This is a genomic window from Paenibacillus algorifonticola, from assembly GCF_050481745.1.
Lineage (GTDB): Bacteria > Bacillota > Bacilli > Paenibacillales > Paenibacillaceae > Pristimantibacillus > Pristimantibacillus algorifonticola_A.
Window position 1 is genome coordinate 106477 of sequence record NZ_JBCNGR010000015.1, and the last position, 21246, is coordinate 127722.

At 52.7% G+C, this 21246-nt stretch carries 19 protein-coding genes; 6 read left to right on the plus strand and 13 right to left on the minus strand.

Annotated elements, in window-relative coordinates; genetic code table 11:
• The 8 genes from ABEW34_RS15065 to ABEW34_RS15100 form a co-directional block, all read right to left on the minus strand.
• Complete coding sequence (locus tag ABEW34_RS15065; protein ID WP_430160017.1) at window positions 1-1371, minus strand: LLM class flavin-dependent oxidoreductase; 1371 nt, start codon at window positions 1369-1371, stop codon at window positions 1-3.
• A gap of 48 nt (window positions 1372-1419) precedes the next feature.
• Window positions 1420-2409: an ABC transporter ATP-binding protein gene (locus ABEW34_RS15070; protein ID WP_430160018.1), complete on the minus strand. Its 990-nt coding sequence runs from the start codon at window positions 2407-2409 to the stop codon at window positions 1420-1422.
• On the minus strand, window positions 2393-3460 hold the full coding sequence (locus tag ABEW34_RS15075) for an ABC transporter ATP-binding protein (protein WP_430160019.1): 1068 nt from the start codon (window positions 3458-3460) through the stop codon (window positions 2393-2395). The genes ABEW34_RS15070 and ABEW34_RS15075 overlap by 17 nt, the downstream gene beginning before the upstream one ends.
• A gap of 47 nt (window positions 3461-3507) precedes the next feature.
• On the minus strand, window positions 3508-4416 hold the full coding sequence (locus ABEW34_RS15080; RefSeq protein WP_430160020.1) for an ABC transporter permease: 909 nt from the start codon (window positions 4414-4416) through the stop codon (window positions 3508-3510).
• A 21-nt stretch (window positions 4417-4437) separates the two neighbouring features.
• Window positions 4438-5385 (minus strand): ABC transporter permease, encoded by a 948-nt coding sequence (locus ABEW34_RS15085; RefSeq protein ID WP_430160021.1) that lies wholly within the window; start codon window positions 5383-5385, stop codon window positions 4438-4440.
• A gap of 99 nt (window positions 5386-5484) precedes the next feature.
• Entirely contained in the window at window positions 5485-7092 is a 1608-nt protein-coding gene (locus tag ABEW34_RS15090) for an ABC transporter substrate-binding protein (protein WP_430160022.1), read from the minus strand.
• Window positions 7093-7120: 28 nt separating this feature from the next.
• On the minus strand, window positions 7121-8314 hold the full coding sequence (locus tag ABEW34_RS15095) for a M20 family metallopeptidase (protein ID WP_430160023.1): 1194 nt from the start codon (window positions 8312-8314) through the stop codon (window positions 7121-7123).
• A gap of 69 nt (window positions 8315-8383) precedes the next feature.
• On the minus strand, window positions 8384-9043 hold the full coding sequence (locus tag ABEW34_RS15100) for a carboxymuconolactone decarboxylase family protein (protein WP_430160024.1): 660 nt from the start codon (window positions 9041-9043) through the stop codon (window positions 8384-8386).
• Between the two features lie 154 nt (window positions 9044-9197).
• Between ABEW34_RS15100 and ABEW34_RS15105 the strand changes: the two genes are divergently transcribed.
• Together ABEW34_RS15105 and ABEW34_RS15110 are read left to right on the plus strand one after the other, a co-directional pair.
• Window positions 9198-10094: a LysR family transcriptional regulator gene (locus ABEW34_RS15105; RefSeq protein WP_430160025.1), complete on the plus strand. Its 897-nt coding sequence runs from the start codon at window positions 9198-9200 to the stop codon at window positions 10092-10094.
• A gap of 143 nt (window positions 10095-10237) precedes the next feature.
• Window positions 10238-11599, plus strand: a complete 1362-nt coding sequence (locus tag ABEW34_RS15110) for an LLM class flavin-dependent oxidoreductase (RefSeq protein ID WP_430160026.1) — start codon at window positions 10238-10240, stop codon at window positions 11597-11599.
• An 89-nt stretch (window positions 11600-11688) separates the two neighbouring features.
• On the opposite strand, the gene ABEW34_RS15115 is transcribed toward ABEW34_RS15110, so the two are convergent.
• Window positions 11689-11913: a hypothetical protein gene (locus ABEW34_RS15115; protein ID WP_430160027.1), complete on the minus strand. Its 225-nt coding sequence runs from the start codon at window positions 11911-11913 to the stop codon at window positions 11689-11691.
• A 330-nt stretch (window positions 11914-12243) separates the two neighbouring features.
• On the opposite strand from ABEW34_RS15115, the gene ABEW34_RS15120 reads away from it, so the two are divergent.
• The 3 genes from ABEW34_RS15120 (at window position 12244) to ABEW34_RS15130 (ending at window position 16508) form a co-directional block, all read left to right on the plus strand.
• The gene (locus ABEW34_RS15120) at window positions 12244-13128 is read left to right on the plus strand and encodes a YihY/virulence factor BrkB family protein (RefSeq protein WP_430160028.1); all 885 of its coding nucleotides are present in this window, start codon (window positions 12244-12246) and stop codon (window positions 13126-13128) included.
• 111 nt (window positions 13129-13239) lie between these two features.
• Window positions 13240-13476 (plus strand): hypothetical protein, encoded by a 237-nt coding sequence (locus tag ABEW34_RS15125; protein WP_099518454.1) that lies wholly within the window; start codon window positions 13240-13242, stop codon window positions 13474-13476.
• Window positions 13477-13604: 128 nt separating this feature from the next.
• A complete protein-coding gene (locus ABEW34_RS15130) occupies window positions 13605-16508 on the plus strand; it encodes an S-layer homology domain-containing protein (RefSeq protein WP_430160029.1) in 2904 nt (967 codons plus the stop codon).
• Window positions 16509-16664: 156 nt separating this feature from the next.
• Here the strand turns inward: ABEW34_RS15130 and ABEW34_RS15135 are convergent, their stop codons facing one another.
• Window positions 16665-17306, minus strand: a complete 642-nt coding sequence (locus ABEW34_RS15135) for an NAD(P)-dependent oxidoreductase (protein ID WP_430160030.1) — start codon at window positions 17304-17306, stop codon at window positions 16665-16667.
• A 226-nt stretch (window positions 17307-17532) separates the two neighbouring features.
• Between ABEW34_RS15135 and ABEW34_RS15140 the strand changes: the two genes are divergently transcribed.
• A complete protein-coding gene (locus ABEW34_RS15140; RefSeq protein ID WP_056033639.1) occupies window positions 17533-17946 on the plus strand; it encodes a chemotaxis protein CheW in 414 nt (137 codons plus the stop codon).
• Window positions 17947-18019: 73 nt separating this feature from the next.
• On the opposite strand, the gene ABEW34_RS15145 is transcribed toward ABEW34_RS15140, so the two are convergent.
• The 3 genes from ABEW34_RS15145 to ABEW34_RS15155 form a co-directional block, all read right to left on the minus strand.
• Window positions 18020-19105, minus strand: a complete 1086-nt coding sequence (locus tag ABEW34_RS15145; protein ID WP_430160031.1) for an ABC transporter substrate-binding protein — start codon at window positions 19103-19105, stop codon at window positions 18020-18022.
• 151 nt (window positions 19106-19256) lie between these two features.
• On the minus strand, window positions 19257-20222 hold the full coding sequence (yjfF, locus tag ABEW34_RS15150; RefSeq protein WP_430160032.1) for a galactofuranose ABC transporter, permease protein YjfF: 966 nt from the start codon (window positions 20220-20222) through the stop codon (window positions 19257-19259).
• Window positions 20215-21243, minus strand: a complete 1029-nt coding sequence (locus ABEW34_RS15155) for an ABC transporter permease (protein WP_430160033.1) — start codon at window positions 21241-21243, stop codon at window positions 20215-20217. The genes yjfF and ABEW34_RS15155 overlap by 8 nt, the downstream gene beginning before the upstream one ends.
• Window positions 21244-21246 lie beyond the last annotated feature (3 nt).

Below are 21246 nucleotides of genomic sequence, written 5' to 3' on the forward strand. Positions count from 1 at the left end.
TTAGACAAGGGCGGCCGGCGTGCGGAACGAAGCGCCTGGATGATGCTCCGGCAGTCGCGCCTCACCCTTGCCGAACAGCCGCTCGCGGAGCGTGCCTGCTTCGTAATCGGTTTTGAACAGCCCGCGTTTTTGCAGCTCTGGGATGACCAAATCGACAAAATCGACATAAGAGCCTGGCAGCACATACGGCTCCAGATTAAAGCCGTCCACGTCCGTTTCCTCCGTCCAGCGTTCGATTTGATCGGCAACGTCTTCCGGCGTACCGACAACGGTCAGTCCGCGAAAGCCCTTTTGCACAAAATCGTCCATGACCTCCTGCACCGTCTTCTTCGTCTTGCTGTGCTTCGTAAAACGGTCGGTATGCGTTTGGCCCATTTCGGTATGAATATTTTCAAAATAAGCGTTCGGATCAAGCTGCGTCAGGTCGATTCCCGTCACACCGGCGTAGCTGGACAGCGTCGCTTCTGCGCTCTGATGCTGCATATACTCGTCGAATTTACGCTGCGCCTCCTCGCGCGTTTCTGCCACTACAACTGACAGCCCGGTGAACACTTTCACCGCTGCCGGATCGCGTCCATATTCTGCAGCCCGACTGCGAATATCAGCGATCTGGTCCCGAAGCACCTCCGTCGTCGGCGCCTTGAGGAAGATGCCCTCCGCATGCTTGGCGGCGAAAGCGCGTCCCCTTCCGGAGCTGCCCGCCTGAAAAATAACCGGCGTCCGCTGTGGGGAAGGCGTCGAAGCATGGTACCCCTCCGACTTGAAATATTTCCCTTCATGCTTCACCTTATGAACCTTCTGCGGATCAGCAAATATCCGCTTCTCGCGGTCAACGAGCAGCGCATCGTCCTGCCAGCTGCCCTCCCAATACTTATAGCTGACATCCATATATTCATCAGCCATATCGTAACGCTCATCATGCGGCAGAAACTCGCTTCTGCCGAACAAATCGGCGGCCGATTTGCTGCTCGTCGTCACGACGTTCCAGCCGATTCGCCCCTTCGTAATATGATCCAGCGTTGAAAATCTGCGCGCATTCGCATAAGGAGCCTCATACGTCGTCGAGGTCGTCATCGTAAAAGCGAGGTGCTCGGTCGCCTGCGCAAGCGCTGGAATGAGCAGCATCGGGTCATTGCCTACTGCACCCGATGCCTCGCGGAACGCAAGCTCGGTCCGTTCCTTCGGATAGCCGTAGCTGTCAGCGAAAAACATAAAATCAAACTTGCCCCGCTCCAAAGTTCGGGCGATGTCGATCCAATAATCCATGCTATTATAATGAATGCGATTTTGCTCAGGATGCGTCCAGATGCCTTGGGTCAAATGATTGACTGCGTTCACCTCGAACACGCCCAAATGAATTTTCTTCTTCATCGTCTACTCTCTCCTATCCCTCATTAGCTTAGCTTGGCTGCATGCGCCTTACGCAAGATGGCACGCTGCAAAATGGCCCGGCGCAATCTCCCGCTTGAGCGGCACCTGCTTCCGGCAGGTCTCAACCGCATACGGGCAGCGCGGATGAAAAGCACAGCCGCTGACCGTCTCCAGCGGAGATGGGATGTCGCCTTGCAAAATCATCCGCTCCTTCTTCATCGTTGGATCGGGAATCGGCACAGCGGACAGCAGCACCTGCGTGTAGGGATGCAGAGGCTGGGCAAACAGGTCGTCCGTTCTGGCCTCCTCAACCATTTTGCCTAAATACATGACGCCAATGCGGTCAGATATATGGCGGATGACGCCAATATCGTGGGCGATAAATAAATACGTCAGCTTTAATTCCCGCTGCAGCTTGCGCATCAGGTTAATGATTTGCGATTGAATAATGACGTCCAGCGCCGAAACGGGCTCATCGCAGATGACGAGCCGCGGCTCAAGAATTAGAGCCCGGGCGAGGCCAATCCGCTGGCGCTGGCCGCCGGACAGCTCATGCGGCAGCCGGTCATAATGCTCCTCCTGCAAGCCCACCGTCTCCAGCATCCGCAGCGCAAGCTCCGTCCGTTCCTGCGGGCTGCCTATTCCGTGAATGATGAGCGGCTCTTCCAGCGTTCTGCCAATGGTCTTGCGGGGATTCAGCGAGGAATACGGGTCCTGAAAAACCATCTGGAGCTGCCGGCGGCTGGCCCGAAGCTTGCCGCTCGGCATGCGGTTTAGATCCTCGCCCTGGTACAGCGCTTCTCCTGCAGTAGGCTCAACGAGACGCAGCAGCGCCTTGCCGAGCGTGCTTTTGCCGCAGCCCGATTCCCCGACCAGCCCGTAGGTTTCCCCTTCATAAATGTGAAAGGAAACATCATCAACGGCTTTAACGAGGCTTTTGCGAAAGGATGCCGGGCGCTTCGTCCTATAATGCTTGGATAAGCCTTTCACTTCCAGCAGCGGCATGGGCCCGCCTTCCTGTTCATGGATAGATGGCATGCTGCACGCCTCCTTTCGCTTCGGCTCTATCGGCTGCTTCGGCTGCTTCGGCTGCTTCGACCGCTTCGGCCAAGGTGCCCGCATGCCAGCATCGCACCATCGTTCCATTAGCAGCATCACGCGTTAATTCCGGCATGTGCTTACGGCATTGGTCGTCGGCATAGGCGCAGCGCGGCGCAAATCGGCAGCCCGGCGGCACATTCGATAGCGAAGGCACACTGCCTTCAATTACTTGCAAATCCAGCGTTCTGTCACCATCCATTCGCGGTATGGCTCCCATCAGCCCAATCGTATACGGATGCAGCGGGCGGGCGAATAAGGTGGCGACATCAGCCATTTCAACGACCTGTCCCAAATACATGACAACGACACGCTGGCATGTTTCCGCGACGACGCCCAGATCATGGGTGATGAGCAGAACGCTCATCGCCAGCTTGCGATTCAGCTCCGTAATCAGCTCCATAATTTGCGCTTGAATCGTCACATCCAGCGCTGTCGTCGGCTCGTCAGCAATAAGCAGCTGCGGCTCGCAGGCCAGTGCAATCGCAATCATGACGCGCTGGCGCATGCCTCCAGAAAGCTGGTGGGGATACTCCCATACGCGCTGCTCCGGCGAAGGAATGCCCGTCAGCTTTAACAGCTCAATCGCTTTGCGAACCGCCTCCTTGCGTCTGATTTTCTGATGCAGTACTATAGCCTCGATAATTTGCTCGCCAATGGTGTATACCGGATTGAGCGAGCTAAGCGGGTCTTGGAAGATCATCGCAATTTCATTGCCCCGAATTTCCCGCATTTGCCGCTGCTTCAGCCCAAGCAGATTGCTGCCTGCAAACCGGATTTCCCCTTCATAGCTTACGTCATGCTTCTCATCGAGCAGCCGCAGCACGGACTGGGCAGTGACGCTTTTGCCGCATCCGGATTCTCCGACAATGCCGACGATTTCCCCCCGCTTGACATCAAAGGAAACGCCGTCGACTGCGGCCAGCTTCCCGCGTGCCGTATGAAAATAAGTTCGTAAAGCTTTAACCTCAAGCAAAAGCTCCTCCGGCATTTCTTCCACCCTCCTTAGTCGGACTCCAACCCGCCGGCTGCGATGCCCTATTTTTTCCCTTTACCCTGTCTAACATGAGGATCGAGCAAGTCCCTGATTCCATCCCCAAACAAATTCATCGCCAGTACCGAAATAATGAGCGCAAAGCCGGGAAACAGCGTCATCCACCAGGAGTTGTATATATACATTTTTCCATCGGCCAGCAAATTGCCGAGACTTGCCATTGGAGCTGGAATGCCTGCTCCCAGAAAACTAAGTGCAGCTTCCACAATAATCGCCTCGGCAAAAATAAAGGAGCTCTGTACAATAAGCGGCGAAATCGTGCTGGGCATAATATGCTGCCACAAAATCCTCGTCTGTGACGCGCCTAAGGCGTGCATCGCTTCCACGTAGGTTTGCTCCTTTGCAACGAGCGCGGCCGAACGGACGATTCGGGCTACCGAAGGAATAAACACGATAATCAGGCAAATAATCAGATTGGAAACGCTTGGCCCGAGCGCGGCCATAATGGCAATCGCCAGCAAAATCGCCGGGAAAGCAAACAAAGCGTCCATCGTCCTCATCAGCAATTGATCCAGCCACTTGTACATGCTCGCATACAAACCGATAACAAGCCCTAGAACGGCGACCGACAAAGCGACGGCAAAGCCAACCTGCGCCGATATTTGCGTGCCATGCATCACTCTGCTGAAAATGTCCCGGCCCAAATTATCCGTGCCAAACCAGTGATCCGCGCCCGGCGGCGACAAGCGATTCACGATATCGACGTCCAGCGGGCCATAAACCGAAATCCATGGCGCAAAAAAAGAAATGAAGGCGACCACTATCATCAGCACGCTGCCCGCCGACGCTGTTTTGCTTGCCAGCAGCCTCTTGAGCAGCCCGCGTCCACGCCTTCGATTGCCTATCGTGCGCTTGCGCCTTGCCAGATGCAGCGAGGGCTGTGTTTTTTCCATCCGCGCCCAGCCTCCTTTCTGTTATTTATTCAACCGAATCCGGGGATCGACGACCGCATAAAGCAGGTCAACGACCAAATTCACTAGCACATAGGTGAACGCGATGAACAGCACCAAGCCTTGAATGACGGTATAGTCCCGGCGCGATACCGAATGGACTAGAAGCTGTCCCAGTCCCGGAATGTTAAAAATGCTCTCTACAACCGCAGCGCCAGCGAGCAGCGTACCGAACGTTCCGCCAATGACCGTCAAAATGGGAATGAGCGCATTGCGCAAAATATGCTTGTATACGATGCTCCGCTCACGCAGCCCCTTCGAGCGCGCCGTCTTCACATACCCTTGGTTCATCACCTCCAGAAAGGAGGAGCGAACGATTCTGGCAATAACCGATGACATGACGACGCCGACTGAAATGCCGGGCAAAATTAAAAATTTCAAGAAATTCCAAAGTCCATCACTGATCGGCGCATAGCCGGATACCGGCAGCCATTTCAGCTGCACAGCGAACAGAAGCACCAGAAACATGCTGAGCAGGAAGCCGGGAATCGTTATGCCGAGCAGCGTATAGGCGGTCAAAGCTTTATCCGCCCAGCCCCCGCGATTGACTGCCGCCCATATGCCGAACGGCAGCGCAATGGCAATCGCAAGCAGCTCGGCAAGCAGCGCGAGCGACAGAGTAGGCTGAAGATGCTCGCCAATGACGGCAGACACCGATTTTTTCAAAAAATAAGAATCGCCTAAATCCCCGCGCAGCGCTGAACCTATCCACTGGCTATATTGCATGATAAGCGGCTGATCAAGTCCCATATTGGCACGCAGCTGCTGAATGGTCGCTTCGTCTGCGCCATCGCCCAGCATGACGCGTGCGGGATCACCCGGAATGAGGTAAATGATCAGAAAGACAATAACCGACATGATGAAAAGAATAGGGATCAACGATAGCACCCGTTTTACAATAAAAGCGGTCAAACCGTTTACCTCCCTCCAAAGTGAAATCCCGCACGGCGTGCAGCTTCTGTATGCCTGCTTTAGGCCCGCTCCAATGCTGTATAGTGCTGTACAATGCTGCTATTCAACCAGCTTCGTATTTGCAAGATTCGGGATGTTGCTGAGGTACGTCAAGCCGACGAGATTTTTGCGTACCGCATTGTAGTTGTAAATATCGCCAATCTTAATCGCCGCCAAATACTCCCACTCATAAGCTTGCAGCGCATCATTCGCCGCTTTTATCGCATCGTCGCTAATAGCCGAGGTAGAAGCTTCAAGCAGCTCCGCAAGCTTGGCATCATCAGCAAAGCCATAGGTCGGGTTCAAATAAAGCAGCTGTGAAGGCGTTGAAGGCACGAGGAATGGACCGACATAAATATCCCAGCCATTCGGGTCAGCCCGCTTCGTCAGCATCGTGGCGTAATCGGAAATGTCGATTTTCGTCTTGATGCCGATTTGCTCCAGCTGCGCCTGCACCATCAACGTTGCATTATAGAAGGTGCCTGTATCCTTGGTCGTCAGAAGCGTAACTTCCTCGCCCTTGTAGCCCGCTTCCTGGAGAAGCTGCTTCGCCTTGTCCGGATTTTTCTGGTTATAGGCTTCGCTGCCTGCCTCGCTGTACCATTTCGCATTTTCCTTGTACATGTAGCTTGGGTTCAAGCGGTACAGCTCTGGTGTAGACACGATGCCGAGCAGAACTTGGTCAACATCGAGCACCGATGCGACAGCCTGGCGGTATTTCAGCTGCGAGAACAATGGCGCTTTTTTATTGAAAACCAAATTGAAATCAGTGGACAGGTTTTTGATAATTTCTACATCAGGGTCATTTTCCACCTGCGGCAAATTATCCAGACTGACATCGACATTGTTAAAGTCCTTCGCGAGGAAAGAGGAGAAACGCGTCGCATTATCCGTAGCCAAAGTGAAATACAAATCGTTCACGAGCGCTTCCTTCTTGCCGGAAAAACCGTCAGCTGGCGCATCGACAGGCTGGTAATCCGCAAATTTTTGCAGATGCACGTATTGGTCGGTTTTGTACTCCACAAACTTGAACGGCCCGGTTCCAATATACTCGGTTACGCCATCCGGACCAGCCGCATCCACGACCTCCTTGGGCATAATCGCTGCAAAATTAAGCACATGGCTAAGCTGCGCCAATGTATCATTTCTCGGCACGTCCGAGCTGAGCACGACCGTATAGTCATCCTTCACCTCAAACTCGCGATCGGAAAAAGAGCTTTTCGCGCGCGGCGCCGTATTTTTCCAACGATTGAGCGAGGCTGCTACATCCTCCGCCTTCATCTCCTTGCCGTTGTGAAACTTGACGCCTTTACGAAGGTGGAAGGTGTATACTTTCCCATCTTCACTCAGCTCATAAGACTCGGCGAGCATAGGAACAGGCTCATACTTGGCATTAAAGGCGAACAGCCCCTCGTAAATATTGACCGCTATCGTGGAATTGCTTCCGCCAAGCGATAAATGCGGGTCCAGCGTCGGAATCGTTTGTGCGAGCGGATATTTCAGTTCTGTCGCCAGCTTCTCGCCCGCCGCTGTGCCAGCAGCCGCTGATTCGACAGGCGAAGCCGCGCCTTCCGAGCTTGCAGGTGCAGAGCTGTTGCTGGAGCAGCCGAAAACGATGAGCAACGCGCTGAGCAATCCGATTAGGCCTAACTTTTGAAAATGCTTCATAATTAAAGTGCCTCCCTGTTATTGTGCATTATGACTGCCAATCCACTAGCTTTTCTGCTGCTTTCACGAACAAGGCAACGCCGTTTGCCAGCGCATCCTCATCTATCGCAAATCGTGGATGGTGATGCGGATAGACGATGCCTTTCTCGATGTTGCCCGCGCCTATATTAATGAATGTGCCAGGCACCTTGCGCTGGTAGGCAGAGAAGTCTTCGCCGCCCATGCCCGGCTGGTTTTGAACGACACGCTCCTTGCCGACGACTTCAATCGCCGCCGCCTCCACGATTCGGGTCAATGCTTCGTCATTAACCACGGGATCATAGCCGTACACATACTGGAACTCGAATTGCGCCCCATGTGCCGAAACAATACCTGCAACAATGCGCTGCAGCTGCTCCTCCGCCTGCTTGCGCACCTGCTCGCTGAAGCTCCGCACCGTTCCTTTCAGGGTTACCTTATCGGGTATGACATTATGGGAGGCTCCCGCCGTGAATTGGGTCACGGAGACGACCAGCCGCTCCAACGGATCGGTATAACGCGCCACAATATGCTGAATATTCGTTACGATCTGGGCGCCAATCGCAATCGTATCGACCGAGCGATGAGGGAAGCCGGCATGGCCGCCAACCCCGCTGACGGTAATGGTGAAATTATCCGGCGATGCCGACATCTGCCCATATACGACGCCAATTTGTCCGACGGGCAATTGGGCGGCCAGATGCTCGCCTACGATCCAATCCACGCCGTCCAGTACGCCAGCTTCGACCAGCTCGCGCGCTCCTCCCGGAGGAAGCTCCTCTGCATGCTGAAAAATAAACCGGATTTCGCCGTGCAGCCGCTCCTTCTGCTCTACAAGCAGACGCGCTGTCGCGAGCAGCACAGCGGTATGTCCATCATGCCCGCAGGCATGCATGACGCCCGGATTTTGCGAAACATAATCAACCGTGTTTTCTTCCGCTATCGGCAGGGCATCCATATCCGCCCGCAGCGCCAGCGTTTTGCCCGGATAAGCACCGACAAGCCTCGCCAGCACACTCGTCTTCGTTGGGCGGCTGATGATCAGCCCGCCAAAGCTGCTCAGCGTGTCCTCGACAAACTGCGCCGTCTCCGTCTCCTCAAAGGACAGCTCCGGATGCTGATGCAAATGCCTCCGCCATGCGACAACCTGCTCATGAACCCACTCAGGGAGCTGTCCGCTCCAGCCTTTATTTTCATCTGACATGCTTGCTTCCCCCTTCTTCCTCTTCTTTTTCATTCGATTATCAGGCTATTAATGGCTAGAAAGCGGCTGCTACTCCCGCTCGTAGGCTTGCAGCGCATTCACCCGGTGTGCCATCGCAGAGCCTGCCTTCAACACGGTTGCTACAACGATCGTCTCAGCCAGCTCCTCCAGTGTTGCTCCCGCTTCCTTCGCCTGCCTTGTAAAAATCTCAATGCTGTAAGCACTTCCCGTCACATGGGCCGAGCCTACTGCGATGAGCAGCTTTTCCTTCGCTTCGATATGCTGCGGCTTAAGCGACTTGTGCAAATATTCGAAGAAAGCATTGTACAGCCCCTCATTTACGTCCTCCAGCTGCTCGACCAGCTCAATATTGCTTCTGCTGTACAAGTCCGTTTCTTTGCTGCCGTTGAACGCATTAAGCGCATTGACCGAATGATAGAAGGCGGAATGCGCATTGACCGCAGCACCGACCGCCGCCGCTTCGAACAATTCCTCGAACGATGCGTTTAGCGCCTTCGCTTTGCCGACATGGGCTTCAATACAATAAGGGCAGCCTGTAACATGGGCAACGGCAACGGCTATAAATTCTTTGACTTTGACTGAAATTACGCCATCAGCAAGTGCCTCCTTGTTAAATTCGCCGAACGCCTTAAAGGCATCAGGGGCATAGCTGAATATTTTGGATGAGAAGCTAGGTGCGTGTCTGGTGTACAAGCTTTCGTTCGACATTAGGGTAAAACCTCCATTTTCCATTTTAAATATGTGTAATCCACTTGATTTAATCGGGTTTATATCTGTTATAATAGGGCATAAAGCTGGACGTGTATAATTGAAAGATTTAAATAGCCAATTTAGTATTTTTTAAGCATAGGGGTGAAATCGCATGGAAATTCGGTTAATTAAAACGTTCCAGACCATTGTTAAGCTCGGTAATTTCCAGCGTGCTGCCGAGGCACTGCAATATTCGCAGCCTACCATAACGATACAAATCAAGAAGCTGGAAGAGGAACTCGGCATGAAACTGTTCGAGCGGGGCAAAACGATAACGCTCACCAGCGCCGGACGGCTGTTTCATGAACGGGCCGACATGCTGCTGCGGGAATACGACGAGCTGAACAGCTCCTTAACGGATTTCATTCAAGGGGACGCCGGCGTTGTGCGGGTAGGCGCTTCGGAGCCATCCGCCAGCAGTCGCCTGCCTGGCATTCTGTCCGCGTATACGCAAAAAAAGCCGAAGGTGCAAATTAAAGTCAAGGTCGGCACGACCAAAGAGCTGATGCAGATGGTCATCGACGATGAAATTGATCTGGCGCTTTGCAATCAGCCTGAACCGCATATCGAGCTTGAATTTCAAGGTTTAATGAAGGAACAATTTTCATTGCTGCTCCCTGCTGGGCATCCCTTCGCTGAACGCGCGGAAATACGGATGAAGGATTTGCGGAATGAAAAGTTTCTGTTCACGCCGGGAACCTGCTCGTTTCGGATTCGCATCGAGGAAATGATTACGAAAAAAATCGGCAAGCTGCGGCATAACAGCATTGAGGTTGCCAGCATATCCGCGCTCAAATATTATGTGCAGGCTCAGCTAGGCATTGCCCTGTCGCCCATCGTCGCCATTTCACCGCCGCTGCCGGGAACAATCATTAAGCAGGTTATTGATATGGCCGAGGGGCCTGAGCTCGGCATCCTCATTAAGCGGAACAGCACGACGCTGAGCCAAATTAATAAAGAGCTGATTGCCGATATTAAGCAGGCGCTCACTCCTGATCCAGATTGGTAGCGCGTCGATGCTTTAGGTTTATTAAAGCGGCGCTTTAGCATTTTCAATTGTACAAACGATGTCCCTTCCGCTATGCTCACTTATAACTATTATTCCGAGTGAATAACTTGATATTTAATTAGTGGAACGGAGCGCTGCTTGCAATGAAAAAAATCCATTTAGGCATTTTCGATATTCATACCCCTAATCAAATGACCCAGGGCTTATGGACCCATCCCGCCAATCAGTCTACACGCTACAAGGAGCTGGCTTTCTGGATTGAGCATGCGCAGGTGCTGGAGCGCGGCAAATTCGATTTTATGTTTTTTGCCGATTCCTATGGCTACCCCCATCATAAGCGCGAGCTTTCGTATCGCGAAGCTGTGTACACACCCTCCAACGATCCGATGCTGGTCATTTCTGCACTCGCTGCCAGCACGAAGCATCTCGCTTTCGTCACGACGGCCTCTCCTGTGTACGAGCTGCCATTTCCCAACGCCCGCCGCTTCTCGACGCTTGATCATTTGACCAGCGGCCGCATTGGCTGGAATGTCGTGGCTACAGGGGGCATCAGCGGCGCGGAAAGCTTTGGCCGCAGCAGCATATTGCCGCATGATGAACGCTATGAGCAGGCCGAGGAATTTATGGAAGCCAGCTATAAGCTGCTGGAGGGCAGCTGGGAGGATGATGCTGTCATCGCTGATCGCGAGCGCCGCATTTACGCTGATGCGGACAAGGTTCATGTCATTGAGCACAGCGGCAAATATTATAAAATGAAGGCCTCCCATGCCAGTGAGCCTTCTATTCAACGAACGCCCGTCCTGTTTCAAGCGGGCAGCTCGGATCGTGGGCGAGATTTTGCCGCCAAGCATGCCGAGGGTGTTTTTCTGAAAGCCCCGACTGTAGAAGCGCTGAGGGCTCAGGTGCAGGATATTCGCAAGCGGGCTGCCGCTTATGGCAGAGGAGCCGGGGAAATTAAAATTTTCACGGGACTGTCAGCTGTGGTCGGCCGTACGCGCGAGGAAGCTGAGGGCAAGCTTGCCGAATACAAAGCCCATCGCAGCCGGGAGGCGGCTTTGCTTACCTATGAAAATGCAACGGGCATTGATTTGTCCGCGCTCGATCCCGATGCGCCATTCGAACAGATAAAAACCGAGCAAGGACGCACGCATACCGAGCGCTATACGAAGCATAGCGGCAAAGTTCAGAGCGTCCGGGAAGTGAGCGATAATTTTGCCGAGAAGGAATTTCGCGGTATTGTAATAGCCGGAACAGCTGAGGAAATTGCCGACCAAATGCAATATTGGGTAGAGGAAACCGGTATTGACGGCTTTAATTTGGAGCGTTATGTGCTGCCCGGGACGCATATCGACTTTGTCGATCTCGTTGTGCCAGAACTTCAGCGGCGCGGCATGTTCAGACAAGAATACGAGGAGGATACGCTTCGGGAGCGCCTGTTCGGTAAAGGAAATACACGCCTGCCGGATACTCATGCTGGCGCAGTCTACCGTTTTCCCAATAGCTGACCCAATAGCTGACGCAACCAATAGAAGGGGTTATCGTTAAGCCGCCTTATCAAGCGTGACTTAACGATAACCCCTTCCTGTTACAGTATTTAATGCCCCATTTGATGTACTTCATCGGCGTTATAGGACAATAAGCCGAACACGATCAGCAGCGTTGTGAAAATCACGATGCAGGCGCCGATTCGCCGCAGCGTTTTTTGACGCTCGCTCATCTGCGCGCCTTGCCCATGACGCTTTTTAGTTGAAGCAATAAACAATAGGCCTACTCCTAGCAGCAGCGCTACGACGACGCTTGCTTGCAAATATACGTCCATATGATCACTTCCTGTCCGCCCATTTATTCTATAGACGATGATCATTTGGAAAAAGTTGTACCTGCTGCGCGATTAATTGTACGTATCATCTTGCTCCAGTTCCTCTCTTTTCTCTCCAACCTTTCCTTCCCTTGACACCCACTTCCTTACTAATCCAGTTTGTCTGCTTGTTTTTGGAATAGCATACGTTCTATTTCGCTTGAGATGCCGCCTGTTCGGGTAAGCATAAGCAACAGCATAAACGACAGGCAATGTCGGGGCTTAACCAGCCTGCATGACCATATATGAATAACTAAATTAAAAAAAGATCATAAACGGAGGTAGCTGCTTATGGCTCCTAAATCAAAAACGATACGATTTTTCCTCAATATGTATGCCCGTTTCCGCGATGATGATGTGCCGGGGGTAGCGGCGCAGCTGACTTTTTATTTGATTTTGGCCTTCTTCCCCTTTCTGCTGTTTGTCGTCAGCCTGCTCGGCTTCGTTCAGTTATCGGGGGACAGCCTCGCTCCTGAACTCATTCGCCTGCTCCCTGCCGAGACGGGCGAGGCCATCAGCCAGGTGCTTGAAGAAATTACGCAGGGCAGCAATGGGACGCTATTGTCAGTCGGGATGCTGGCGACGATCTGGTCAGCCTCTAATGGGATGAATGCCATTATTAAAGGTCTGAATACCGCCTATGAGGAGCAGGAAAGCCGCCCCTTCTGGAAAATCCGCGGCATTGCGCTGATCGCCACGCTCGTGCTTGGCCTTGTCATTACGCTCGTCATGCTTATGCTCGTATTTGGCAAGATGATCAGCAGCTACTTGTTCGACCTGCTTCATGTGCCAAGTGAAAGCGAGTGGGTATGGAATTTGCTGAAATATGCGATTCCACTCGCCGCTATGCTTATCGTATTTACGATGCTGTATTGGATTGCTCCTAACCGCAGGCTGCGGCTGCGAGAGGTGCTCCCAGGTGTGCTATTTACAACCTTCGGCTGGGTCGCAGCCTCGATGCTGTTCCAATTTTACATTAATAATTTCGGCAATTACTCCAAAACCTACGGCAGCATAGGCGGCATTATTATTTTACTGGTCTGGTTATTCATTACGTCGCATATCCTTATATTAGGCGGGGAAATGAATGCGTGCCTGGCTCGTTCACGCCCAGCTAAGCCCAGTCTGCAAGAGCGCCCGCCGCAAAACCGGACAGGCTCCTTTATCGTCAAATAAAGGAATGAATTAGCTGATATCTGAAATCAATGCCGCTCCATGCCTGTTTCATATCTGTTTACCAGGGTAAATAAAAAGTAATTCGATATACATTTCGAGGAGGAATACAGGATGGAATATATAATAAACAAACGCTTTGACGGAGAGCATATTTGCTTCGATGGAAACCACTACATTGGCTGCACGTTCAACAACTGCACCATTACCATATCGTCCCTCCATTTCAACTATGACCGCTGCACCTTCAAGGGCTCCAGCTTCAAGCTTAGCCCGCGCGTATTTCACCTGCAAAATGTTTATTCACTGCTGCCTTCGTCCATGAACGGAAAAAACGTACAGCTTGCCTAAAATAGATATTTTTTTCGCTAAATCCCCTTATAGTGGGATTTTTTTTGCTGCTAAAAAAAGTATAATATAGATAGTAGAATATAAATTACAGCCTCTACAATCAGGGAAACGAATAGGAGGATTATCGGATGCTTAGCAAAATACAGCGCCAAATCTCGGTATGTCTCGCTGCTCTGCTGCTGACATCAGGCTTGTGGCCAGCAGCCACGTCAACAGCGGCATCAGGAGCCGCGGCAACCGCTCTCGGCCCCGCTATCGAGATGGCGGCTTACGAGCTGCCAAGCGACGTGAGCCTGAACTACACGCTTTTTGCAGGCGGTGCTTCGGACGGCCAAGCCATATGGATGGCCCCGCAAGAAACGGATAAGGTAGTCAAGCTGGATCCTGTAACGGGAGCCATGACCAGCTATAACAATTGGCCAGCAGGCTTCACGAAGGGGTACGGGGCATTCAGCGACATCGTATTTGACGGGCAATCGCTATGGATGATACCGTCCTTAGCTGACCGGATTATTAAACTTGACCCGGCAAGCGGGGTCATGACCGGCTACAACAGCTGGCCAGCCGGCTTTAACAACACTTCTCCCCGATTCAGTGGAGGCATTTTTGACGGGCAGTATATTTGGCTCGTTCCTTCCAATGCCAACAGCTTGATTCGCCTTGACCCGGCAACTGGCAGCATGACCAGCTATAATGACTGGCCTAGCGGCTTTACGCTGCCGAATTATGCTTTTACCGACGGTATTTTTGACGGGCAAAATTTGTGGCTCATTCCTAATACAGCAAGCAGCGTCATCAAGGTAGACACGGCTACGGGAGATATGACCGCCTACGACAACTGGCCTAGCGGCTTCGCGAAAGGGTTTTATGCATTCAACGGAGGCATATTTGACGGACGCAGCATGTGGATGATGCCCTATAACGCAAATCAGGTCGTGAAGCTGGATACGAGCACTGGCGAAATGACCGGTTATGACGATTGGCCGGCTGGCTTCAATAAATCCGGAAGCCTATTGGGCAAAAGCACCTTTGACGGGCGATATATTTGGGTAAAGGCTAGCTCCTACAGCCCATTATTCAGAATTGACACAACGACTGGCGAAATGGAGGGCTTCTCGGATTGGCCGGCAGGCATTAATGCCAATCCCATGTATTCCGCCATGTTTGACGGCCTCAACGTTTGGCTTATTCCTACGGCTTCCACTCAAGTCATTCGGGTGTCCAGTGTGCCTGTTATGCAGCCTGCTGTAGCCGATGATATGCAGGTTGATTTGGCCTGGGAGCCGGTAAATGGCGCGATCGGTTATAAAATTTATCAGAGTCAGACGCTGGGGAGCAGCGGAGCCGAGGTCGCCACTGTCGGCAGCTCCGTCTATTCCCGAACAATAACCGGATTGACCAATGGCATGACCTATTATTTTTCGGTTAAAGCCGCTTTTGCCGGACGGGACAGCTCCGCGTCCAATGAAGTGAGTGCTGTTCCACTGTCCACCGACGCGAACCTTAGCCATCTTGCGTTGTCAGACGGCTCTCTTAATCCATTGTTTGAAGAGAGTACGACGGTTTATACAGCAGCTGTAGGCAGCAATGTGAGCGAGATTACGTTTACGCCAGAGGTATCATCCAGTGCAGCAGCGGTCACGATTAACGGTGCGGCTGCCGCCAGCGGCTCGCCTTTCGGCCCGCTGCCCTTGCATGACGGCAATAATATTATTGAAGTAAAAGTGACTGCGCAAATTGGAACAACGAAGACGTACACTGTAACTGTGACCAGAGCAGCAGCCACGCCAAGTCCAACGGCTAGCCCTACTCCAACTGCTAGTCCCACTCCAACAGTTACTCCTGCGCCCACCCCTTCACCGATAAGCGGAGGCGGCAGCAGCGGGGGTACGTCCTCACCTGCTGCCGTGGCAGGCATCAACTTGAACGGTACTCTCGTTCCAGCGAGCACCATCGACACGACGAAGCCGATTGCTGTGCTGGAGGCTTCGCCGCATACTGGCAGCAGCGCCGTCTATGCCAGCATTCCGGCAAGCGTGCTTGCAGGCTTCGCGAGCAAAAATGAAGCTTTTCTTCTTGAGATTAAGGCGCCATATGGCAGCTACCGCATCCCGGTTCAGCTCGCTTCGCTAATACCTGGGCTGCAGGAGCTGCTTGCTGAAAACAAGCTCGGCGCTCAGGACATTAGCTTTAAACTCACCTTGACCGATAAATCCGGCGATTCAGCGCTGCGGGGCACACTTACGAGCAGCTTGCCTGACAGCAAGCTGCTTGGAGCTCCAGCCCATACTCGCATAGATATAATCAATGCCAAAACTGGCGTGGTACTGCGGACAGTGGATACATTCAACTCCGAAATGACAAAGCTCCTTCCGCTGACTGGCGACACGAAGGAAATACCGGAGCATTGGGGAGCCTTCCGCTTTGACGAAGCTACCAAGCAGCTCGCATTCGTTCCCGCCCGCAAGCTGAATATCGGCGGCGTCTGGTTCGCAGCGATCCGTTCCGCGGCGGACGGCACGTATGTCGTTGCGGAGAACAACGTCGTCTTCAGTGACATGTCTAAGCATTGGGGTGAACTGCTGGCCCGGCTTGCCGCAGCGAAGGGGCTGGTAAACGGCATCGGCGGCGGCAAATTTGCGCCTGACCGGACCGTGACGCGAGCAGAATTCGCAGCGATGCTGACGCGGGCGCTCGGCGCAAATGCGCTTCCGCCGTCCTATGCCGTGGACAGCCAGCCGCTTACCCGCGAGCAAATGGCGGGCATGGTTGCGGCAGCTATTTCGAAAGCTGAGGAGCTCCCTGCCGACCATGCAGATGGCGGCGTTATCAACGTCAGCGGCTACAAAGATATTGCCAGCGTGAAGCCGGCGTATTTGGAGGCGGTACGCAGCATTGCCGAGCTTGGCATTATGACCGGCACTGGCGGCGGCCGCTACGAGCCGCAGCGAGAAACTTCGCGTGCGCAAGCGGCGGCTGTGCTCATTCGAACGCTGATCGTGCTCGGCAAAATCGACGGACTCGAAGACTAGCCGTGAAGCGTCAATTTGCTATCGCAGCTGCTAGAGACATGCAAACAGCCCGAACGGATGCGTCCGTTCGGGCTGTTTTTTCTAGAGAAGCTATTACCTATTAAAATGTCGGAATGGTCTATTCCTTTTGCCTATTCAAGCTACAACGCCTCTTGTTTATTCCGCTTCCGATACAACTGCGAAACGCTCATTTACATGGTTTGCCTGCTCAGCCTCATCCACAATTGCAATCGCATAATCCGCGTAGCTTACATAGCTGTCGCCTTTGGCGTTAAAGAAGAAGTTGTCTTTGCCTTTTGTGTAAGAGCCTGTGCGTTTGCCATCCGGGTTGAAAAAGGCCGCCGGGCTAACGAACGTCCATTTGATGCCAGTCGAGCTTTCCAGGTCATTCAAGTTGCTGCCTTGGTTGAAGGCTGTTGCATAATATTCTTTCGGGAACTGCTCTGTTTCGAACAAACGCGTTGTCTTCGCTTCATCCACGAACAGGCTGCCCGCACCGCCGACTACGATCAAGCGGGTTTCCGGTGCGCCTTTGAGCGCTTCAATCAGCACTTTGCCGAGCTCCACATGCTTCGTTTCCTCGCCTTGTGGTGCGCCGAATGCGTTGACGACGATGTCAAAAGCTTTCAAATCTGCTGCTGTCAGCTGGAACGCATCTTTCTCCAGCACGGCTGCTTCGGACTGTGTAAACTTCGATGCTGTTCTGACAATTGCCGTCACCTCATGTCCTCTTGCTGCCGCCTCTTGAATAATCAAGCTTCCTGCTTTGCCTGTTGCACCAATAACTGCTATTTTCATTGTCTATTCCTCCTGAATATAAAATAAGGTGAGAAAGGATAGCATTAGGATATCCTTTCCTATATGTCCGAAGAAGCGATTCGCTTCATGTAATTATTATAGTTACAGGTTGCTCGCAATGTCAAATCATTATTTTGAAAGCTATATGCAGCTTGTCGAACGATATAATATAATAGAGATAGGAATTGCTCGAAGCATACCAAACACGGCAAGGAGACCATCTCTAATGAGCGACTTTATTATTTTCAACGTGGCCAACAAATCTTTTGCTGTCCATTTTTCGGAAATTGATGAAATTCAAGCAGCCGTAGAAGGAACACCACTTCCTTTCGCCGAGCCGTGGCATGGTGGCGTGGCCAATATTCGTGGCGGCCTCTACACTATTATTAACTTGCGCAAAAAATTTAATCTGTTTGGACAGGCCCCAGACAGCTATCAAAAAATCATTTTGCTCAGGCAAGCCAAAGTAGCACTGCTCGTCGATGATATCGAAAATACCGCTTCGATTGAAGAAGCCGACATTGAACCGGTGCCGGATTCTTCCGAGAAGGACATTTTCCACCAGGCTTTCAGGCTGGATAACCGGGTTATTCCGATTCTGCATGTGAAGCTGTTCCTCGCCTCTACCAAAACCATATAGTGAAAAGGACACAAGGCAGCTTCCGCTCAGCTTTTTCGCTGACGGGAGCTACCTTGTGCTGTGTATGTTAGATCTAATATTTTCGAAACGGGGTTTCCTTCTTCGCCATCTGCTCGGTATAGACGCTTTCCTGCGGCACGATTCGCTTCGGCAGCGTGCGCCCGGCAACGAGCTCCTGCACCGCCTGCATCATGTTTGGACCAAGCAGCGGATTGCATTCGACGATGCAGTTAATTTTACCCTCCCCCAGCTTCATGAACGCCCGCCGCGTCCCATCCACTGAAATAATGACAATATCGACGCCTGGCCGCAGTCCATATTCCTCAATCGCTTCAATAGCGCCTAGCGCCATATCATCGTTTTGGGCGAATAGCACGTCCATTTCACCGCCATATTGTTCAAGCAGCGTGCCCATCACTTCCTTGCCCCGTTCAAAAGTAAAATCAGCGTCGACGCTGGCCATAATTTTATAGCCCGGCTGCTTCAGCACAATATCCCGAAAGCCCTGTCCACGCTGAATCGAGGGGGATGAGCCTTCTGTTCCCCGCAGCTCGACGATTTGAACCGTCTCCGCAGCATCCCGCATTTTATCGACCAAATATTTGCCCGCTTTGCGTCCTTCTTCATATAGATCCGCCCCAATATGCGTCACATAAAGCGAGGTATCGTCCACATCAACGGATCGGTCGGATATAATAAGCGGAATACCCGCCTGCTTCACCTCGGTTAAAATTTCATCCCAGCCCGAATGCACAACCGGAGCAATGGCAATGACATCGACCTTGCGCTTAATGAAGGAACGAATCGCTTCAAACTGCTTTTCCTGTGATTGCTCCGCATTTTCGAACAATAGCTCGATTCCGGCCTCTTTTGCCGCCTCTTTGACCGAATTGGTATTGGCCATTCGCCATTCGCTCTCTGAACCAAGCTGGGAGAAACCAAGAACAATTGGCCTCACCGGCTGTATGAGCTCGATTCCCGTTGCTTCAGGCAGCGTGCCTCCTCCTGCTATAGCGCCCTCTCCTATACCCGTTCCAGCCTGGAGCGCTTGGTCTATCGCCGAGGATGAAGAAGCTGGGGCTGAAAGCTGGCAACTGCTCAGAAGCATCAAGAAAGCGATTGCATAAATCATTTTCACAATTACAGCTTGTCTTCGCATAAGGCTCCCTCCAGTTCAGTCAGTCAGTAAAAGGTCCATGCTTGCTGATCGTATTGTAATGGATACAGGGCGCTTTGTCATGGTCGTAACGACTCAGGGGGTGCCGCGAACAACGTCGAAACGTTGCGCTGCACCCTTGAACCGCGATCTACTAAGCTTTTTGCATTTGCCGCCTTGCACTGAGCAGGCGCTGCAGGACGATGAACAGCAGCAGCAGCAGGCCGATGACGATTTTGGTCCACCACGAGCTGAGCGTGCCTTCAAAGCTGATAATCGTTTGGATAACCCCTTGAATCAATACGCCGAAAAAGGTGCCTAGAATATAGCCGACGCCGCCAGTCAGCAGCGTACCGCCTATGACGACCGCAGCGATGGCATCCAGTTCCAGTCCGACCGCATGCAGGCCGTAGCCTGACAGCATATAGAAGGTAAAGACGACACCCGCAAGCGCAGAGCAAAGTCCGCTAAAGGTATAGACGAGAATTTTCGTGCGGGCCACAGGCAGTCCCATTAACAGCGCGGAGGATTCGCTGCCGCCAAGCGCATACGTATTGCGTCCGAAGCGGGTATAATGGGCCAAATAAATCGCTGCCGCTACTACAACCAATGCGATAATGACGCTGATGGAGATGAAAAAGCCGCCCGGCAGCTTGATTTTCGTCTGCGCCATGCTCGTATAAAACGGGTGATCAATCGTAATCGTATTGATGCTAATGACGTAACACAGCCCCCGGGCCAGAAACATGCCGGCGAGTGTGACGATGAACGGCTGGATTTTAAAATAATGGATGATCGCTCCCATCACCCAGCCGAAGGCTGCGCCCAGCACGAGCACAAGCGGAATGACGACGGCAGGCGGCCAGCCCTGCTGCTGGACGAGGCTTGCCGATATCATCGTCGTCAGCGCAATGACCGAGCCGACCGATAGGTCAATGCCGCCGGAAACGATGACGAAGGTCATGCCGACCGCAACGATAAGCAGAAAGGCGTTGTCAATGAGCAGATTGAGCAGCACCTGCAGCGAGAAAAAGCCGGTATAGCGGAACGAGCCTGCCGCAAACATGAAAGCGAGCAGCGCAGCTGTCACCACGATTGGGATATACTGCCGTTTAAGCATGGCGTTTAACCTCACTCTCTGCCGGATAGCGGCGTGTCCTAAAGCGATGTGCAAGCGTCTTGCGGAACGTCTCCGATTGAATAAGGCAGACGAGCAGCACAACAAACGCTTTGACTACAAGCGTTATTTCTGGCGGAACGCCAATCATGTAAATCGTCGTCGTCAGCGTCTGAATAATAAGCGCGCCGACGACCGTGCCTAGCAAATAAAAGCGTCCGCCGCTGAGCGAGGTGCCCCCAATGACGACGGCAAGAATCGCGTCAAGCTCATACCACAGCCCGGCGTTGTTGCCGTCGGCGCTGGATACATTGGCGCTGAGCAGCAAGCCGGCGATGCCGGCACATAAGCCGCAGAACATATAAACGGCGATCATGACGACTCGCGAGCGAATGCCGGCCAGGCGGCTCGCTTCAGGGTTGCAGCCGACGGACTCGATGAACAGGCCGAGGGCGGTTTTGCGCGTCAGCAGAGCGGCGATCAGCAGTACGGCGCCAGCGATAAAGATGGAGAAGGGCAGCGTGAGCAGCGAGCCCGCGCCGATGAATTTATAGGCGCTGCTCGATACGGTAATAATCTGCCCGCCTGTAATGAGCTGGGCGACACCGCGCCCGGCGACCATTAGAATGAGCGTAGCAATAATCGGCTGAATGCCAAAGGCTGCCACAAGCATGCCGTTCCATAAGCCCAGCACAAGCGCCAGCACTAAAGCAATGCCGACCGCGCTGAGCACAAGGCCCAGCATATTCTGATCCGTGCCTTGGCTGAGCGTCATGCAGGCCATAGCTCCTGCGATAGCCACGATTGAGCCGACCGACAGGTCGATGCCCTTCGTGGCAATAACGAGCGTCATGCCGATAGCAACGAGAATAAGCGGCGCACCAAAATTCAAAATATCAATCAAGCTGCCATACAGCTTGCCAGCCCGCATTTGCACGGAGAAAAAATCCGGCTCATACAGCAAATTAAATAATAACAGCGCCCCCAGCATCACCAGCGGCCAAAATAAATGGTGCTTCACCATGCT

What these genes read in the sequence shown, in the direction of transcription:
- ABEW34_RS15155 (WP_430160033.1), bottom strand. Translation starts at nt 21,243, where the DNA reads ATGGTGAAGCACCATTTATTTTGGCCGCTGGTGATGCTGGGGGCGCTG.
- ABEW34_RS15065 (WP_430160017.1), bottom strand. Translation starts at nt 1,371, where the DNA reads ATGAAGAAGAAAATTCATTTGGGCGTGTTCGAGGTGAACGCAGTCAAT.
- ABEW34_RS15075 (WP_430160019.1), bottom strand. Translation starts at nt 3,460, where the DNA reads ATGCCGGAGGAGCTTTTGCTTGAGGTTAAAGCTTTACGAACTTATTTT.
- ABEW34_RS15070 (WP_430160018.1), bottom strand. Translation starts at nt 2,409, where the DNA reads ATGCCATCTATCCATGAACAGGAAGGCGGGCCCATGCCGCTGCTGGAA.
- ABEW34_RS15140 (WP_056033639.1), top strand. Translation starts at nt 17,533, where the DNA reads ATGAGCGACTTTATTATTTTCAACGTGGCCAACAAATCTTTTGCTGTC.
- ABEW34_RS15090 (WP_430160022.1), bottom strand. Translation starts at nt 7,092, where the DNA reads ATGAAGCATTTTCAAAAGTTAGGCCTAATCGGATTGCTCAGCGCGTTG.
- yjfF (WP_430160032.1), bottom strand. Translation starts at nt 20,222, where the DNA reads ATGCTTAAACGGCAGTATATCCCAATCGTGGTGACAGCTGCGCTGCTC.
- ABEW34_RS15100 (WP_430160024.1), bottom strand. Translation starts at nt 9,043, where the DNA reads ATGTCGAACGAAAGCTTGTACACCAGACACGCACCTAGCTTCTCATCC.
- ABEW34_RS15080 (WP_430160020.1), bottom strand. Translation starts at nt 4,416, where the DNA reads ATGGAAAAAACACAGCCCTCGCTGCATCTGGCAAGGCGCAAGCGCACG.
- ABEW34_RS15105 (WP_430160025.1), top strand. Translation starts at nt 9,198, where the DNA reads ATGGAAATTCGGTTAATTAAAACGTTCCAGACCATTGTTAAGCTCGGT.
- ABEW34_RS15095 (WP_430160023.1), bottom strand. Translation starts at nt 8,314, where the DNA reads ATGTCAGATGAAAATAAAGGCTGGAGCGGACAGCTCCCTGAGTGGGTT.
- ABEW34_RS15130 (WP_430160029.1), top strand. Translation starts at nt 13,605, where the DNA reads ATGCTTAGCAAAATACAGCGCCAAATCTCGGTATGTCTCGCTGCTCTG.
- ABEW34_RS15110 (WP_430160026.1), top strand. Translation starts at nt 10,238, where the DNA reads ATGAAAAAAATCCATTTAGGCATTTTCGATATTCATACCCCTAATCAA.
- ABEW34_RS15145 (WP_430160031.1), bottom strand. Translation starts at nt 19,105, where the DNA reads ATGCGAAGACAAGCTGTAATTGTGAAAATGATTTATGCAATCGCTTTC.
- ABEW34_RS15135 (WP_430160030.1), bottom strand. Translation starts at nt 17,306, where the DNA reads ATGAAAATAGCAGTTATTGGTGCAACAGGCAAAGCAGGAAGCTTGATT.
- ABEW34_RS15120 (WP_430160028.1), top strand. Translation starts at nt 12,244, where the DNA reads ATGGCTCCTAAATCAAAAACGATACGATTTTTCCTCAATATGTATGCC.
- ABEW34_RS15125 (WP_099518454.1), top strand. Translation starts at nt 13,240, where the DNA reads ATGGAATATATAATAAACAAACGCTTTGACGGAGAGCATATTTGCTTC.
- ABEW34_RS15115 (WP_430160027.1), bottom strand. Translation starts at nt 11,913, where the DNA reads ATGGACGTATATTTGCAAGCAAGCGTCGTCGTAGCGCTGCTGCTAGGA.